This window comes from Candidatus Enterococcus myersii (genome assembly GCF_017316025.1).
Classification (GTDB): Bacteria; Bacillota; Bacilli; order Lactobacillales; family Enterococcaceae; genus Enterococcus_C; species Enterococcus_C montenegrensis.
Genome location: NZ_JAFLVT010000013.1, coordinates 16,566 through 35,910, shown reverse-complemented (window position 1 = coordinate 35,910; position 19,345 = coordinate 16,566). Strand labels below are relative to the sequence as shown.

General features: G+C 37.2%; 8 protein-coding genes. 3 read left to right on the top strand and 5 right to left on the bottom strand.

Annotated elements, in window-relative coordinates:
* Window positions 1-2: 2 nt before the first annotated feature.
* Window positions 3-1,877: a DNA polymerase III subunit gamma/tau gene (gene dnaX, locus JZO76_RS09410; RefSeq protein WP_206903822.1), complete on the bottom strand. Its 1,875-nt coding sequence runs from the start codon at window positions 1,875-1,877 to the stop codon at window positions 3-5.
* A gap of 208 nt (window positions 1,878-2,085) precedes the next feature.
* Here dnaX and JZO76_RS09405 point away from each other — a divergent pair, with 208 nt between their 5' ends.
* From JZO76_RS09405 to JZO76_RS09395, 3 genes are all read left to right on the top strand, one after another.
* Window positions 2,086-3,324 (top strand): DUF7130 family rubredoxin-like protein, encoded by a 1,239-nt coding sequence (locus tag JZO76_RS09405; RefSeq protein WP_206903821.1) that lies wholly within the window; start codon window positions 2,086-2,088, stop codon window positions 3,322-3,324.
* A 243-nt stretch (window positions 3,325-3,567) separates the two neighbouring features.
* Window positions 3,568-4,716, top strand: a complete 1,149-nt coding sequence (locus tag JZO76_RS09400) for a TFIIB-type zinc ribbon-containing protein (RefSeq protein ID WP_206903820.1) — start codon at window positions 3,568-3,570, stop codon at window positions 4,714-4,716.
* On the top strand, window positions 4,713-5,516 hold the full coding sequence (locus JZO76_RS09395) for a TPM domain-containing protein (RefSeq protein WP_206903819.1): 804 nt from the start codon (window positions 4,713-4,715) through the stop codon (window positions 5,514-5,516). Before JZO76_RS09400 ends, JZO76_RS09395 begins: the two co-directional genes overlap by 4 nt.
* Window positions 5,517-5,626: 110 nt before the next feature.
* On the opposite strand, the gene JZO76_RS09390 is transcribed toward JZO76_RS09395, so the two are convergent.
* From JZO76_RS09390 to aguA, 4 genes are all read right to left on the bottom strand, one after another.
* A complete protein-coding gene (locus JZO76_RS09390) occupies window positions 5,627-6,598 on the bottom strand; it encodes a pyridoxal-phosphate dependent enzyme (protein ID WP_206903818.1) in 972 nt (323 codons plus the stop codon).
* 165 nt (window positions 6,599-6,763) lie between these two features.
* On the bottom strand, window positions 6,764-17,050 hold the full coding sequence (locus JZO76_RS09385) for a SpaA isopeptide-forming pilin-related protein (protein WP_206903817.1): 10,287 nt from the start codon (window positions 17,048-17,050) through the stop codon (window positions 6,764-6,766).
* Window positions 17,051-17,409: 359 nt separating this feature from the next.
* Window positions 17,410-18,207, bottom strand: a complete 798-nt coding sequence (locus JZO76_RS09380; RefSeq protein ID WP_206903816.1) for a MurR/RpiR family transcriptional regulator — start codon at window positions 18,205-18,207, stop codon at window positions 17,410-17,412.
* Between the two features lie 8 nt (window positions 18,208-18,215).
* Complete coding sequence (aguA, locus tag JZO76_RS09375; protein WP_206903815.1) at window positions 18,216-19,313, bottom strand: agmatine deiminase; 1,098 nt, start codon at window positions 19,311-19,313, stop codon at window positions 18,216-18,218.
* Window positions 19,314-19,345: the final 32 nt, after the last annotated feature.

Genomic DNA, 19,345 nt, shown 5'->3' with positions numbered 1-19,345 from the left:
GACTAATCGTCGATTACTTTGACCACATCTGAGCCAAATAAAGCGACTGCTTTTTGGGCTGGATCTTCATCTTCTGTAGCAGTCGCATCTGGTGGCAAATGATTTAATAAATCGTCATCTAAAATACCAGCTTCCACTAAATCTAGCCCGTTATTTTGCGCTTGCCTATTTTCATTTGCAGCATTTTCGACTACTTTTTCTTGCTTGTTTGCTTTATTTTCTTCTTTTTGTGAATCATCATCAGCTAATAGGCTGCCATTTTTTTGCGCTGTCACAAATTCGCGCCTTAACTCTTGCCAAGCAGCACTGGTTAAATAGACCGGCTGCGGCGCATAATCTGGGATCATTTTGCTCAAATTATTGCCAATGAGCTGACTCATCTCCTCATCGGCAATAGCTTTTTGACAGATAATTTCATAATCAAAGGTCACGACAATTCCATTTGCACTAGCAGCTCGCACTTGCCCTTGCCGTAAAACTGCTTTTTTTGTAATCGGTAAACTTGCCAATAAATCTTCCCAGACGATTTGCGTTTGATGTAAATTATCTTTTGTTGCTGCTTTCAAAACGTTAAAGACTTGATTTCTGGGAACGCGCAGATTATTTTGCTTCCGATTATGATTTTTTTCCGGAGCTTTTGAAACGGTTGGCTCCTGCTTCACCACACCTGTTGATTGGAGTTGTTTTACCTCTTGTTCCAATTGTTCAACTTTTTGTTTTAAGGCAACAACTGAATTATCCGCATTTGATAGCGCAACTGGCGTGTTGGCCTCAGTTGAAGCTATGGCGGTAGTCGTTTTAATTTCAGCTAATTTAACAATACAGACTTCCAAATAAATTGTGGGGGAATTTGTAAAACGGACTTCATTTTGTGTCTCATTTAAAATTTTAATCCAATCAAAAATCTGTTGGCTACTTAACTGCTCAGACAAGTTTTTAAAAGCAGTAGTTAAATGCCCTGCCTTTTGTTGCAGTAATTGTGGCGCTTTTTGATACAATAATAAATCGCGACAATAAACCAATAAATTTTCAAGTAACCGCTGCGCTTCTTTTCCTTCGGCTAAGATAGCTGCTAAATCCGTTAAAGCTGCGCCGGCATCATGACTTAAACAATGGCCTAAAAGTTGATCCATCATTTCATACGTTAGACTACCTGTAACTGCCATAACATCAGCTAAAGTAATGGTCCCATCAGCAAATGAAATTGCTTGATCCAACATCGACAGGGCATCTCGCATACCCCCTTCGGCTGATTGTGCGATTATTTCTAGGGCTTGCTCTTCATAAGGTTGATTACTTTCTTCTAAAATATATTGCATTCGCCCCACGATTGCTTTGGTGTCGATGCGTTTAAAATCAAAGCGTTGCGTTCGAGAAATGATTGTCGCCGGAATTTTATGAGGCTCAGTTGTTGCTAAAATAAAGACAAGACTTTCTCTTGGTTCTTCAAGTGTCTTTAATAACGCGTTAAAAGCCCCCGTTGAAAGCATGTGGACTTCATCGATAATATAGACTTTATATTTACCCTTGGTAGGGGAATAATTAGCACGCTCGGTTAAAAAGCGAATTTCGTCAACACCATTATTACTAGCTGCATCGATTTCAATAACATCATCAAATTGGCCGTTAGTAATCCCGCGACAATTTTCACATTCATTACAAGGCTCTCCATCATGACTATTAGGACAGTTAATCGCTTTAGCAAAAATTTTGGCTGCACTGGTCTTCCCTGTTCCTCGTGGTCCGGTAAATAAATACGCATGGGAAATCTTCTGTTGGCTAATAGCATTTTTTAAGGTTTGCGTAATCGCGTCTTGTCCGACTACGTCATCAAAACGTTGTGAACGCCAAACACGATATAGGGCTTGATAGGCCATTTTTTGCCTCACTTCCTTTAAATTCACTATTTTCTATTATACGCAATTTCTGATAAAAAAACTAGTTTTGCTCTGTTCTTTTATCAATTCTAAAACCTTGTTTAAACAAAGCAGGCAGTCTGTTGCACCTATGCTATAATTTTATTATAGTAGGCGCTTTACTACTATTAAAAAAAGTGCCACGAAATAAAAAGGAGGATTTTTGAGTATGGGAATTATTAAAGCTGCAGCCGGGGCTGTGACAGGCGGTTTAGCCGATCAATGGCTTGAGGTGATTGAACCTGCTGATATGGGGGATAATACTGTCTTAACAAAAGGTGAAAAAGTTAGAAAAGATGCCAAGCGTAACGCCAACAAAAAAGGAACAAGCGACGTTATTACAGATGGTTCTGTCATTCATGTTTATCCAAATATGATGATGCTTTTAGTTGACGGTGGTAAAATCATTGACTATACCGCCGAAGAAGGTTATTACACAGTCAAAAATGATACCGCTCCTTCTCTTTTTAATGGCTCTTTAAAAGATGCCGTTAAAGAAACGTTTAGTCGCGTTAAATTTGGTGGAACGACACCGCAAAAACAACAAGTCTTCTACATTAATTTACAAGAAATTAAAGGCATCAAGTTTGGCACCCCTGCACCGTTAAATTATTTTGATAATTTTTACAATGCGGAATTGTTTTTAAGAGCCCACGGAACTTATTCAATTAAAATTACCGATCCGATTTTATTTTATACAAATGCAATCCCTAAAAATAAAGAGCAAGTGGAAATTGACGACATTAATGAACAGTATTTAAATGAGTTCTTGACTGCTTTACAGACTGCTATTAACCAAATGTCAGCTGATGGCGTCCGTATCTCTTATGTTCCATCAAAAAGTATGGAATTAAGTAAATATATGGCCAATGTTTTGGATAGTGATTGGAATACTTTGCGAGGAATGGAAATTGTAGCCGTTGCACTAGCAAGTATTTCTTATACCGATGACTCGACTAAATTAATTAATATGCGTAACGAAGGTGCTATGTTAGGCGATCCAAGTATTCGTGAAGGATACGTACAAGGATCAGTGGCACGAGGCATGGAAGCTGCTGGCAAAAATGATGCCGGCGCAGCAACGGGATTTTTTGGCATGGGAATGGGGATGAATACAGGCGGGACTTACCTAAACCAAGCTAGCCAAAACAATCAACAACAGCTAAATAATCAACAACAAAAACAAAATGAAAAAGCAGATGATAATACATGGACTTGTCCGCAATGTGGCACAGAAAATACCGGTAAATTCTGCAGCAATTGTGGCACACCAAAACCAGCTGCATCTGGAAAAGTTGATTTAAAAATGAAATGTAGCGAATGTGGCAGTATCATTGATCTTTCCAATGGAATTCCAAAATTCTGTCCGGAATGTGGCAAACCATTTAAAGGCGTCCCTATTGATTAAGCAGTTGTAACAGAATTGTTACATTTAAAAAATCAATGAGTTACTATTTCACATCAACGTAGCTGACTTATTGCAGCTAGTCAAAACAATAAGTCGGCAAATCCCAAAATAGCAACTCATATTTTTATGATTGTTCGGCTTGGTTTAAAAAAGTTAACCTTAAAACACCACTATTTAAAAAAAGAGGTGTGACAAGACTTTTGTTATATCGCTAACACCTGACAAAAAATAAGGAGTGACGCCATGGACGCCTTAACACATAAATGTCCCAATTGTAACGGTGCGCTAACTTTTGATCCCGATGACCAAAAGTTTCATTGTCCTTATTGCGGTAGTATTTTTACCGTAGATGAGTTAAGCGCATTTGAAGTAAAACAAGCTAGTTCACGAGACATATCCACCGATAACACAAAAACAATAACGCCACCCACTACCACAGATGAAACTACAAGCAAAAAAGAAAATGCAACACTTGATAATTCACTTACAGATATGACCGTGGCAGATGAAGGCGCAATGGAGCTCTACCTCTGCCCCAACTGTGGTGCTGAAATTGTAACAGATGCTACCACGGCGGCAACTTATTGTTATTATTGCCATAATCCCGTCGTCTTAAAGGGCCGTTTATCGGGGGAATTTTTACCAGACAAAGTCTTACCCTTTGCAATTGGAAAAGAAAAAGCAACCGCAGATTTTCTAAATTGGGCTCAGAAGAAATTTTTCGTGCCAAAAGATTTCTTTAACAAAAGCCAAGTAGAAAAACTGACGGGAGTGTATTTTCCTTATTGGCAAGTTGATGCTAAAGGCAGCGGCAGTTTGACGGGAAATGGTACTTCTATTCGTGTTTGGATTGTCGGTGATATTGAATATACCGAAACCAAACAATACGCTATCAGTCGAAAAGGAAACCTTATTTTTAAAGAACTTGTTAAAAATGCTTTAACAAAAAACACGCCACAAAAAATGGTCGCAAGCGTCCAGCCTTTTCCACTAGAAAAAGCAGTAACGTTTCAAAATCAATATCTCGCCGGCTTTCAAGCTGAAAAACGCGATATTGAATACGATAGTTTAAAAGATGAAGTAACAAACGAATTAGCTGATTACGGTGAAAAAAAGTTGCGAGAAACAGTGGGAAGCTACACAACCTTTACCAAAACGCAGCAAGACCTCAATTTAACAGAAACTAAAGCCTCTTATTTGTTGTTACCCGTCTGGCTCGTTACTTATCGCAGTTCAACTAATGATGAGAAAGTTTTTTATTATGCGATGAATGGCCAAACTGGAAAAGTGAGTGGTGTTTTGCCTATCAGCTACAAAAAATTAGGACTGGTATCAGCAGGTATTTTCTTAGGGCTGTTCGTATTGTTTTTACTAGGAGGTTATTTCCTATGAGAAAACTTTATGGTAGTTTAGTTCTTATTGTCACCTTGTTTTTTTCTTTAATTGCGTTACCTGCTCATGGTGCAGTAAGTAACGTTGAAGATGCGGCTAATATTTTTGAACCAAATCAACTGAGTCAATTAAATGAAGGCGCAAAAAAACTCGGCCAAAAAATAAAAGGCGGCATCTACATTGTAACAACGACAACCAATGAAGAAGAGCCTCGTACTTTTGCCAATGAATACTTGCGGGATAAGGTCGGAAATAATCAAAATGGGGCCGTCTTTTTAATCGATTTGAACCAACGGGAAATGTACATCGCCACGTCAGGAAATATGATTGATTATTTAACAGACAGCAGACGGGAAGATTTTTTTGATAAGGTTAGTTCCGAAATGAGTAATGGCGATTATTACGGGGCTAGCACAATCTTTCTAGAGCAAATGACCGCCTATGTAAATGCTGGCGTACCTGGTGGACATTATCGCATTGATGAAGAGAGTGGCAAAATTACCTATTACAAAACAATCACCCTTTTAGAAGGACTCATTGCTTTTGCTTTGGCATTCGTAGGAAGTATTGCCTTTTTTATTATCGTTAAATCACGGTATCAATTAAAATTAGGAACTTATAAATATCCTTTCCGTCAAAATACACAGCTGGAACTAACGGAAAATGAAAATCGCTTAATTAATTCTTTTGTCACCACCAGGCGCATCCCTAAAAACAACTCAAGTGGTGGCGGCTCTGGCGGCAGTACTACAAATTCTAGCGGTGGCGGTACCTTTGGCGGCGGTGGTCGCGGCTTTTAAAAATAAAAACTAACTCTTAGTCACGTCACGTAAAAGTGACGACAGCTAGCTAAGAGTTAGTTTTTTTATAAACAAATAAAAAAATTTTAATGCCGTTTCCCCAGACTTACTTAAATAATTTCTTTAAAAACAGAAAAATCAATATTGCCACCAGAGACTACTGCGATCGTTTTTTTTCCATGAAGCAAGTGATCAATATGACCACTTAAAATTGCTGCCGTACTTAAGGCACCAGCACCTTCTGCAATGACTTTTTCTTTTAAGGCCAAATAATGGATCGCTTGTTCAATCTCTTCTTCTTCTACCAGCACCGTTTCATCGATTCGATCTTTCAAAATTTCATAAGTTAATTCACCGGCAAGAGCCACATCACAACCATCAGCTAATGTTTTATGACTACGATTGGCAATTAATTTTTGCTGCCAAATTGACGAAATCATGCCATGAACGTGATAAGATTGCACACCAATAATTTTAACTTCTGGTCGATAAGATTTAATGGCTAACGCAATTCCTGCAATTAACCCTCCACCGCCAATGGGTACGATAACATTATCAACTTCAGGCAAGTCTTGTAGTAATTCAATTCCAATCGTTCCCTGACCTTCCATAACTGCACAATCATCAAAAGGCGAGACAAAAACTTCGCCACTTTTTGCTGCTTCTGCTAGGGTTTTTGCTTTTGTTTCATCAAATGTTTCTCCGACTAATTCAACTTTAGCACCATAATTCTCTGTAGCAGAAATCTTAGTTTTGGGTGCACTTTTGGGCATAAAAATTCGTGCATCAATCTTCAGCAGTGAGGCTGCTAGCGCCACACCTTGGGCATGATTCCCCGCCGAGCAGGCAATAACACCGCGTTTTTTTTCTTCAGGTGTTAAGGTTGCTAGTTTATTATAAGCTCCTCTAGCTTTAAAAGAGCCAGTGCGTTGCAAATTTTCTAGTTTTAAATAGATTTCACCTTGTTTTTCCTGGCCCAAAATATTACTCGGTGCCAAAGGTGTATGAATCATTAATGGCATTAAGCGTTCATAGGCTTTTAAAATACCGTAGAGTGCTTGGTTCTGTGTTTCTGAAATCATTTTTTCACCTTCTTGTTAGCGTTTACAAACAAATTAAAACATGAAATACGGCAAATAGCAATGGAAAAATATTACAATAAAATAACTAACATTCAAATGATCATAAAAAAACGAAGCCAAGCCAATGGAATTGACCATGGCTTACGACTTCGCTTTTTTATTTACTTACGATTGATGAAATTTTCTTTTCAAGAACATTCCCACTGCGACTCCTAGTAACCCAATTCCAATTAAAGCAAGAGAATAATTCACAATATCTCCTGTTTTTGGATAATGAGTACCTGGTGGTGTTTTTTGAGGTGAATTTTTTACGATTACTTGTACTGAGGCAGGTTTACCTTTTGCCTGATCGACAATTGTAAATTTAACAACGTTAGATTCTAAAATGTAGCCTGTTGGTGCTTTAATTTCTTTAAAGTAATAAGCTCCTGGAGCCAAATTCAGAACTTCAATCTCGCCTTTGTTATCCGTAACCAGATTTGTTTTAACAATCTGGTGCTGTTCATCCAATAATTGGAATTGTGCATCTGCAAGTTTTTTCTCACCTTTTGCATCCAATTTCAAAAGTTTCACAGTACCTTGATAATTTGTGGCAGTCACTTGAATTGGTGTTGGACCTTTTTGTGGATCATAGTTTCCTTTTGCTGCAATTGTAAATTTAATTGGTGTTGTATTTAAAAGATAACCAGCTGGTGCTTTTGTTTCTATAAACTGGTAATCCCCTGGAGCTAAGTGTTCTACCATAAGTTTACCCGTATCATCTGTCGTATCTTCTGTTAATGGTAGCTCGTTTCCCTTAGCATTCAGCAATTTAAACTGAGCGTTTGCCAATTTTTCGTCGGCAGCATCTTCTTTAGTTAGTTCTACTCTGCCTTGATAGTTGATAAAAGCACTGGCTGCTTGAACTTCTTCAGGTTTGCCTGCTGCATTACTTGAAATTGTAAAGTCAATTGGTTTTTCGTTTAGAATATAATTTTCTAAACCTTTGCTCTCAGTAAATTGATAATCTCCTGGCGCCAAGTTTTCAACTTCAATTCGCCCCACTTTATCAGTAGTAACACTCGTTATCACGTCATCAGAATCTTTTTCAGATAAGTTAAAGACTACACCTTCCAGTGGTTCGTTTTTCTCATTGACCTTTTGTAGATAGGCTGCACCTTGATAGTTAATAAAATTATCGTCAGTCATAACTGTAGTTGGTTTGCCCTCATTTTCATTTGGAATGGTAAACAAAACAGGCGTCGTATTCACAAGGTAGCCAGTTGGTGCCTGGGTTTCTTTCAGCTGATAGTCTCCTGGGGCCAAATTCTCCACTGACACGATCCCCTTTGTATCAGAGATAAGATTTTCAACGATATTACCTTGTTCATCTTGAAGCTCAAAAATTGCACCAGATAATACCTTGCCCATTTCATCTTTTTTGACTAAGGTAGCTGACCCGCGATAATTAATAAACGGTTGGCCTGCATTTGCTAAAACATTTTCTGGTTGCCCAATTGCACTATTTTTTACTGAAAAAGTTATCGGCGTTGTATTAATCAAGTAGCCCGCTGGTGCTTGTATTTCTTTTAGCTGATAGTTTCCTGGGGCTATTCCCGGGATCGTCATCACGCCACGACCATCTGTCATAATGCCTGATTGGATTGGTAAGATATTATCTTCTTGATAAAGATCAAAAACTGCACCGCTTAAAGATACGCCTGTTTCATTTGTTTTGAGCAATTGAACAGTTCCTTTAAAATTATTGAAATCGATCCCATTATTTGCAATAACTACATCTGGCTCACCAGCAGCAAAATCAGCGATTGTAAATGGAATCTCAGTTGTATTAATAAGATAGGCTGGTTTACCTGTTAGCGGATCAAAAGGCGCTTGTTCTTCAACTAAGCGATAATCTCCAGGTGCTAAATCAGCTATTTCGATTAGTCCACCATCTTTTGATACCTGCTTAATCTCTTGATTATTTTCATCTCGTACTGGCTTTCCTTCATGATCTAAAATACCAAATACAGCCCCATCTAATGGAATAGTCGCAGTTGGGCCCTCAGAATCAGAAGTTGGCGTAGTTTTTCGTAAGCGAACACTTCCCTTGTAATTAATAAAGGCTTTGCCATCATTTGCCAAAACAGTCGCTTCATCTTCACTGGCAGCTTTATTTGAAATTTCAAAAGGAATTGGGGTTGTGTTAATTAAATAACCAACAGGAGCTTTAGTTTCAACTAATTGATACTTTCCTGGCGCCAAATTATGAATCGCTAATTTTCCATCACTATCCGTTTGGGTAATGATTTCATTACCTTCATAATCTTTGATAGGGTTGCCCACGGTATCTTGTAAAGCAAAAGCAGCTTCTGGCAAAACTTTTTGTTTATCTGACTCTTTTGTTAATAAAACTGAACCTTGATAATCAATAAACGTTTCATCAGCCAAAGCGTTTACGGTTGGCACTTCACCAGTGTAGCTAGCTTGAATAGCAAACGGTATCGGTGTTGGATTAATCAAATAGCCAACAGGAGCCGTAATTTCGACAAACTCATAATTTCCTGGTGCTAAATTTTCTGCAAATACGCGCCCATTTTCGTCTGAGATAACGGTATCCACCACCAAATCAGTTTCACTGTCCGTTCCTTTTTTAATAACTTGAAATTCTGCATTTTTTAATGGGTTCTTATCGACATCTGTCTTAACGAAGCTAGCAGAACCACGGTAATTAAGAAATGCTGCACCATCATTTGCTAGGACAACCTCTGGTTTTCCAGCTGTCGTTTTATTGATAGAAAACTGAATTGGCTGCGAATTAATCAAGTAGCCATTTGGTGCTTCTTGTTCCACAAATTGATAATTACCTGGAGCTAGGCGTGCAACAATTAGTTCGCCATTTTCATCAGTTTTAAGCCCTGTTTGCGCTACCTGATAGTTACCTGTCTCACTATCAAGAATTTCTAAATTGAAAATTGCGTCTACCAAAGCCTTTCCGACAGAAATGCCCGCAGCGGGCTTGGCTGTCTTAAACAATTTTACTGTGCCTTGATAATTTGCGTATTCTCCTAGATCAACTACTTGCGGTTCGCCGCTTTGGGGATGAATTGTAAAGTCGTGAGTCTTCGTATCCAGCATATAATCTTTTGGTGCTGTCACTTCTTTTAGTACATAATCCCCCGCGCTCAATCCTTTGGCATAAAATTCACCAGTTGCATCTGTTTTTATTTTTGTTCCCTGCTCGTGATTGTTTTTATCATAAGTTGTGAGTGGATTTGAAAATTCGGTATCTGATTTTTCAAACACCTGATAAACGGCCCCAGACAAACCATTATCCTTATTATCAGTGCTGCCATCGATTTTCTTACCTGTGATAGCTGCTTGATAATTATTAAACGTAAAGCCAATCGTTTTTTCGTCGGTATCTGTCACAGTGAAATAAACTGGTTGGCTACTTAATAAAAAGCCTGGATTTGTTTTGGTTTCAATTAGTTTATAAAAACCCGGATTTAACTTACTTAAGTCAAACTCGCCATTTGCATTTGGACTTAAATTATCATCAATTAAATCTTCTTGCCCTGTTGCCTCATCGTAATGATACAGTGAAAAAGCAACTTCATCAAAATCAAAGGAAACATGGCTTTCCCCATTTTGCTTTTTCAATGAAATATTATTAGTAAAGTTCTGGAAATCGGCAGCGTCTAGGACATAATAATCGCCATCGATTTTTTGTGTATTTTGATTTTCATCGACTTTTGGTAAATTCTTGACCGCTTCTGCTTGTGCTGGAATGACAAAGGTAATGGGATAAGGATTTAATAAGTAACCATTTGGAGCTGCAACTTCTTGCACGTGATAGGTGCCTGGGGCAAGATCTTTAAACGCAACTTCCCCATCTTGATCCGAAGTAACCGAAGTAATCGGCTCGTTCAGATCATTTTCATTATAAAGATTGAATGTTGCACCTTCTAAAGGAATAATTGTTTCATCTTCTTCACTTGTATTCCCAACTTTATGCAATTTAATTGCACCTTTGTAATTGATGACATCTGGTAATTGAATTGATTCTGGCTTGCCCTCATTTTGCGCTGGGATAGTAAAATCAATTTTTTCGCCGGAAATCAAATAACCATTTGGGGCTGTTTTTTCTTTAAAATAGTATTCTCCTGGCGCTAAGCCCTCAGCTAAAACGATTCCCTCAGCGTTAGATGTCGTTGTTGCAACAACTTCATTCTCACTGTCAAATACTTCAAACACCGCATTTTCTAATGGGGATCCTTTACTATCAGTCTTTTTAAATTCAGCAGCACCTTTGTAGTTAATAAATTGCCCTGCGTCGACAATCATTTCTGCATCTTCTGATTCTGCCGGGACAGTCACATCAACAATCGCCGTATTTAACACGTATTCTGAAGATGTACCAATTTCTTTAATTTGATAATTTCCTGGAGCTAGATTCTCAAAAACAACCATTCCTTGTTGATCTGAGGAAGCTTCACGAATTGGATGGCCTTCTTCATTCAATAGCTGGAATGTAGCGCCGGAAATGGTATTTTTATTCTCATCTATCTTCACAAATTTAATCTGCGCTTGGTGGTTTATAAACGCATCAAATTTTACTGGTGTTGGTTGGCCAGAAGCAGTTGCATTTATCACGACCTCTACTTCTTTATTGTTAAGTAAATACCCATCTACGGCTGTCGTTTCTTTAATTGTGTAATTTCCTGGCGCTAATTTATCGAAAGTAACTTTCCCATCAAAATCCGAGCTGGCTGATTTTATTTCGTTACCATTTTGATAAATTGTAAACGTTGCCCCACGTAAAGCTTTACCACCACTATCTGTTTTATAAAATTCAACAGCACCTAAATAATTACGCAAAGTTAATTTTCCACCAGGAGGGGTATCCTGATTCGTCGTTACGATATCTGGACTTCCTTTAGCACTTTGAGGAATAGTGAATGGTATTGTTTCTTCATTCAATACATAGCCATTTACACTCACTTCTTTAAAATAATAGTCTCCTGGTGCTAAACCTGCTGCAATCACATTACCATCATTATTTGAAACCAGATTACTTTGAATTAAGGTATTATCAGCAGTATAAACATTAAATTTCGCTTGAGATAACGGGCTAAAATTATTGTCATTGGCATCTTCTGCCTCTTTAAATAGTTGGGCGCTCCCTTGATAATTAACATTTGCATCTGAGGTAATTGGAATATCCAAAATAGCAGGATCCCCTTCTGCCTGTAGACTAACTACAAAAGGAATCTCTAACGTATTTAGCAGATAATTATCAGGTGCTATTTTTTCAACAAATTTGTAACTTCCCGGACTTAAATTAAGCGCACTAACAATGCCTGTATCTTGATCAGAGGTAAAATAACCGTCCTCACCAGCACCATATTGAATATCGTCAATTAGCAGCCAATCATCGTTTTGCAAATTAAACAACTGATATTTTGCCCCACCTAAAGGCTCGTTGTTGACATCCACTTTTTTAAAGCGCACATGTTCTTTATAATTTTTAAATGGTGTTTGTTCATCAACGACTAACTGTTGATCACGCGTATTAATCGCAACCGTATTTCCAGACGCACCAGTAAGAGGCGTTGTAAAGCGAACCAGCTGATCATTTAATAAATAACCATTTGGTGCTTGTACTTCTTTAAAGCTGTATGTCGTACCCGGTGCCAAATTTGAAAAGACGAAATACCCATCCGTAGTTGAAGTTATCACATCACCAATTGGTGTATTTCCTGTCATGTCATACAGTTGAAATACTGCACCAGCCAATGGTACGCTTTCTCCTGCAGCATAGCGATGTCCGTCCACTTTTTTAAAACGTGCTTGTCCTTTGAAATTAATCAGTGATTCGCCTGCATTTAATGCTACCGTTTCAGGTGCACTATCACCTTGTGAAACAGGCTGAATGACAAAGTCCATTTCTGTTGTATTGAGATAATAACCATTCGGTGCTTTACTTTCAATTACCTTGTATTTCCCAGGAGGTAGATTATTTAGATAAAGCTTGCCATCATTATCTGTTACATAACTACTTTGATTACCAAAATCTGAAAATTCATTACTACCTAACGCAGCTTGTTGTACGTTAAATTGCGCGCCAGCTAAATTAGCGCCATCCGCATCAGTCTTTTGCAATATAGCCGAACCTTGATAATTTTTTAGCGTTAGTGTACCTTGAGGCTGTTTTTGACCGTCAATATACACACTACGCGTATTATCAGCATTAAGTTTTACTTCAAAGTTTATTGGCGTCAAATTCATCTGATAGCCATCTGGGGCAATAGTTTCTCTAATTTGGTATTGTCCATCACTTAAACCAGATAACGTTACCCCTTTTTCATCAGCACTAAAAGACTTTTGCATTGTAAATACAGGGGTTGTTGCCGTTCCCGTATTTTTAAATAAAGCAAATAGGCCACCACTTAAAAGGGTATTGCTATCATCCGTTTTATTAAAGATTATCGGCACTAAATTATTTTTAAGTATCGTTATTTTACCGCTATTTGTCGTATCAATATCTTTGGTCACTTCTACGCCGTTTAATAATTGATCGGAGATGGTATAGCCATCCGGAGCTTTGATTTCTTTGACGTAATATTTATAGTTATCACTTGTCGCAATTAAATTACCAAATGTTACTTTACCTTGACTGTCCGTTGTTGCTTCGTATAAAACGTCCTTTTCATTTTTAGCAACGTTTTCGCGAATTAACTGTAAAACTGCTCCTGGCACCACAGCGTCATTATCATTTATTTTTTGAAGATTTAATTGTCCTTTTTTACCAAAAGCACTACCGCCAGAGGTCTGCAGTTTAATTAACGTCGTGTTCTCCGCATTCGGTCCTGGTAATTCACCATCTTCACTGGTAATTTCTGCGCCATTGGTGACATTTTCAGATTGCGTTGCAAAATTTGGCTCCGCACTATAAGTTAGTACATAAGGTTTTTCAATAATTCCCGTTAAGTATTGTCCTTCATTATTTGGATCTGGCTTTTCCTTGATTTTGGACATATCCAATTGAAAACTCTGTTGTCCACTAGCAGGATCTGTGACAATTGAAAGATCATACTGATCTTTTGGAATAACCTGACTAGTATCAGCAACGACTGTTGTATTACTACCACTACCTGCATATTTGCCAGCATAAAGAGTAAAGCTATCGGCTGCTAAAATTTGATTGGAACTAGGATTATCTTGTACTTTTACATTTTTCAATAAAGATTGCGCTGGATTGATAATTAAATTCCAATTTATCAAATTTTTACTTTGATCGTATGACACATTCTTTAAGGCTGACTGGCCACCAAATGCAATTGAAATAGAAGCACTTAAATCTTGTTCACCTCTATCTACGATTGTTTTGGCAACATTGGTATAAGTAGATTGGTCATAGACAATTTTTCCTGCTAAAGAAGTTTTAAACTGAATTTGAAAGACCATTGGTGCGCCATCGGTTGCCCAACCAGGGATATAGTGATTGCTGTCTTTTCCTAAATTTATTGTTAGTATTCCTTGCTTATCTTCACCAGTCACAACAGGGTTAGTTACCGCTATATAATCTTTATCTTTTTGATTGCCACCATAGTTTGGATCATTGGCTGCTACTGCGTTGAAGTTACCCCCTCCATCAATCGTTCCCCGCAAAATACTTAATGAGTCTGGTTGATAGACTTGGTTACCGGTAATCGGATCTTGTAGTGACATAGCGCTCATGCCTAAGTTATTGTAATTTGTGACAATCGTCCACGTAATTTCTTTAGTTACCGGATTATAACTCCCCGACTTCATTCCCTGATTCACTTCATTTGTGCTGGTTGTAAATGATGTTTTTCCTGAAGAAGTATACGGTGTGCCATTGTTTTTAAAATCTATCCGCATTTCATTGTTATAAGTTAATTGACTCGGTGTGCTGGTATTACCAGAGAATTGATTATATTCAATATAGTAATCCATTTTTAATTGGGATGATGTAGTGACATAATCATTTACCAACTCAACGGTAAAATCTGCATAGCCTGCGTCATCTGCATCCAAATGTACTTTTACAATATAGTCTAAAGTTGGATCAGCAATATTCTCAGGATTGGAATATAATATGCTACCATCTGCTTCAATAACTTGAAAACCGCCGTTAAGCTCGCTTTTCTTTGTTACATCATATAAATTAACTCCCGCATCTGTAATGGCAGGATTTTCAACTTTTGAAGGTACAGAAATATAATTTTGATTTGAATAATCCATCTTATCTGTAAAAATCGCATTATCTAGTTCATACTGATTTTTATTAATATCAATAGTGTAATGGGCTGTTTTATCTGCTAGGTTTATAGTTGGTTTATTTTTGATCACCAATTGTGGCGATGGCTTACGGGGAGTCACCGGAACAGAAGGTAAATTACCAGCAGAAGCTTCATTTTTTATCGTCATTTGATTTTCAACAGTCACAATTTGATTAACTTTTGTTTGGTAGTCAATATTGATTGCCTGTCCTTTTTGAACATCATTTTTAAACGTGATGGTAAAAGGATTTTTACTTGTGTCAATGGTGTAGTCGGCTGGATCAATGGGAGCACCTTTGATTACTTTGCCACTTTGATCAAAACTTACCGCATAAACTCTAAAGCTATCAGGAACTAAATCCATATTACTAGAATAGGCATCTTCTATCACCGAATTATCGCCAGTTAAATCTTTTTGGCCATAATTATATTGAATTGACCAAGAATATTCTTGATTTATTGCATTATAGCCAGTATATTTTTTATCCAAAGACTTGCCATAATTTAAATTTACCGATGCTTTCGCTTTGATATCTTTGCCACCACTTGTTAAATTAACATTATTGGTAAGGGTAAGTGTTCCTCCGTTATCCGGTTTTTTACTGTCTTTAATTGGCGTTATATAGGTAACACGATAAGCATGATTAAGGGAATTATGAAAGGTGATTGTGCCATCAGCGGCAACACTATACTCACTGGCATCCATTGGAGTAGGATCTGTTCCGATAATATTTCCGTTAACATCAATATTTAAAGGATAAATCGTTACTGCCCCATTCATGCTGGGATCAAAGTTTACTTCATCTGGAAAATTTTCTGTTAAAACCGGATTAGTCAGTTGGCTAAAATCTTTATTGAAATCTACTGTCCAAATTACCTGGTTGGGATTATGCCCATTATCAGAATGTCCTTCTTTACTAATCGAATCCCCACTAGTGGGATGAATGACAAAATCAACCGGTGGAATTTGTGTCTTACTTGGAAAAATAATGGTATTGGGTCCTGAACGGTTAATTACTTGTTTGTCAAAATTTATATTCGCATTTAACTCTCCTGCCGAAGCTGGCGTAAAATCCCCTTCATCGTTATTTACAAAAGTAATCCGAATCTTTTTAGTAGTTGGATCAATACTGTAGGTAGCATAACGGTACCCATTTCCATCTTTCAGATCCCCCATTAATGCTGCTCCAGTAACAGCAAGTCCTGTGGGAATATCCATTTCATAATAATCCCCTGGTAAAAGCTCACTTCTCACATCATCAGGGATGGCAAATTCTAAATGAAAAGCTACATTTGAATTAATGGTGGGTGGGTCAGGATCAAAAGCTAACGCAAGATCACTGATAAAGTTTTCGCCAGGCGCATACTGAGTAAATAAGTCATCTATATTCATCGGTTCACGCAGATCAGCGGAATCTTTTTGAACTTCAGCTTTTGGTACCGCTATTGTTTGCTTTTTAGAACTATTGGCTTTTTTTGTTGTGTCTTTTTTACCTGAATCCTTTTCCTCTTTGTCTTTTTGTGTACTAGTTGTTGTTTGTTCTTCTAACGGTAATGGCAGAGAAAAGAACTTATTTTCACCTTGATAGAAATCTAAGGTCTGCTCTAGATTAGGAGCACGAGTTATACTGCCAATTAGTATCAATTTAAAATAGTTTTTGCCCTTGGCCAATTGATTAAAATTAAGAATAACTCGCATCTTAGCCTTATTTTTTTCAGTTGTATTTTCTAACTTCACTATTTCATATGTGCCAATCACATTTTTATTTTCATCTAAAATATTCGTCTCATCTTTTTGATCTTCTAGGGTAAACGCATCCGTTAAATCAAAGACTACTGCTTCTTTATTTGCAATTGTGCTTGTTACTTCACCTACTATTGCCAAATTGAAATCTGACGCTTTTGCGTTTTCAATTTTTTCAAAATTTGTTTCCTTAATAAGACGCAATTTATTGTTAATAATTTCATCATTACTACTGGAAGTAATCGTTTCATTTGTCTTCTCTTTTATTGCCGTTGATGCTGTCGTTTCGCTGGTGGCTACAGTGCTACTGACTGTAGTTTCCTCAGTCACACCACTTTGTGTAACTGCGGTAGCAACCAAGGGTGAGGCAAAGTTTCCTAAAATGCTTACAAGCATTAGCCAATTTATCCATTTTTTCATAATTAATCCCTCCAACACTAAAAATCAATATCCTAATAGCAGAATGATAGCCATCACAAAAATTAAAATATACTTATATTTATTATCTAATTTTTCTTATATTTCTACAAACAAAACACTCAAAAATATTCATTAGTTTGGATATATTTTTTTTATTTCGAATATTTTTTCAAAAATAGTGGAAATAAAACAAAACAATACCAAAAGTAGACAATAAAGAATTAAAATTAAACATTCGAAAAAATATATAAATGAGATTTAAAAAATAACTTTTAGAATCTTAAAAATATTTTTGCAAAAAAAAACAGTATAGACAAACTACGCTGTTTTTTTCCTATATTCTGTATATGTACCCACGATCAACGAAACACCAAGTGATACGTATCGCTCCCACTCGTTTCAATAAATTGATACAAAATCAATTCCATCAGAGCTACCATCGAAATATGTGAAGTAATATCCAGATGGTTTAAACTAATTTCGTCGGTAAATAAATAAAGATTTAAATCACTAGAGTTTTGCAACAGATTATTATCTGCACCTGTAATTGAAACAATTAACGGGTGATTTTGATTTTTCATCTTACGCACAGCCTCAATTAACTCTAAGTCCTCTCCTTTATAACTGAAAATAAAGACAATATCATTTTGTTGCGCTTGTTGTTGCGCAATCGCCCGAGTCTGATGGTCTTCTGGAAAAATGACAAAAAAACCTGCCGTGTTATACAAATATTTAATGTAACGCATGATTTCTTTGCTTAACCCTTTGGCAAAAAGAAAAATTTTAGGCTTTTTTTGCAATTGTGCTACAATTTGCGTTACCTTATCCGTGTCCATAACGCGAACAGATTCCACCATATTTTTTAAATATTCTTCTCGATAATCTTTTTGACTCACAACAAAGGGTGAGGAATCTGGAATCGTCTTTTTATTTAAGAGCGTATACTTAATAACTGTTGTAAATTCACTAAAGCCAGAAAAACCTAGCTTACGTACAAAACGTAAAAAAGTAGTCGTCGAAACGAAACAGTCATCAGCAACCTCGCGAATACTTTTATTTTTGATGCTGTCGAGATTTGTAATGACATAATCAAACAGCACTTGTTCATTTTTAGTCAATTCGGCAATATGACTGTTGACTATTTCAAAAAAATCCATCGCTTCCCTCACCTTTCATGTTGTGGTATGCCCTGGGCAATACAGTGAATATTACCACCACCAAGTAAAATTTCCCGTGCTTGTACGCCAATGATTTCATATCCTGGATAAAGTTCTCGTAATAATTTTTCGGCCTTTTGGTCGTTAGGATCATCAAAAAGAGGAAAAACAATGCCATTATTGGCTGTGTAATAACTAACATACGTTGCCGTTAAACGATCGCCGGCAAAGCGGGGCAACATGCCATTGACCGGATCAACACCGGCAGCCTCTTCATTAGTAATATACAAAGATTTTGGCAATTCCAATTTATGTATCGTAAATTTTCTTCCCCGTGCATCCCTTTGGCTTTGCAACACCGCTTCTGCTTCGCGGGTAATTTCATACATCGGATCTTTTTTGTCTTCACACCAAGTTAAAACAACTTCTCCCGGCCGCACAACATTTAACAAATTATCAATATCGCCATTTGTTTCATCTAGAAAAAAACCTCTGGGAAACCAGACAATTTTTTCAATCCCACAATACTCTTTTAAAATTTCTTCAATTGCTTGTTTTTTCAGTTGAGGATTGCGCCCTTCTGATAATAAACATTCTTCTGTTGCAAAAAGCGTGCCCTCTCCATCAGTATGAATTGAACAGCCTTCTAAAACAAAGTCTTTTAATTGATAATAATCAATTCGCTCTAAATCACAAAGTTTACGCGCTAGTAAATCATCTTGGTCCCAGGGAAAGAATAAACCATCTAAAAGTCCGCCCCACGCATTAAAACGAAAATCAACTCCGCGTAGTTTTCCTACAGCATTCATAACCAATACGGGCCCTGTATCTTTTAACCAGGCATCATCATTACTCATTTCGACAACGCGAATATGATTAGGTAACTGGTGACGGGCATTTAGAAATTGTTGCTTTGAAACCAATACCGTAACATTTTCAAAACGACTAATCGCTTCTGCCACCTGTTGGTAAATTTTTTGGGCTGGTTTTCCTCCTAAACGCCAATTATCCGTACGTTCTGGCCAAATCAGATAACATTCATTATGGGGTAACCATTCCGGTATTATTTGAAAACCATCTCGCCTTGGTGAAGTTTCTACTAACATCAAAGCTTCCTCCTTTATTTTGCTTACTTTAA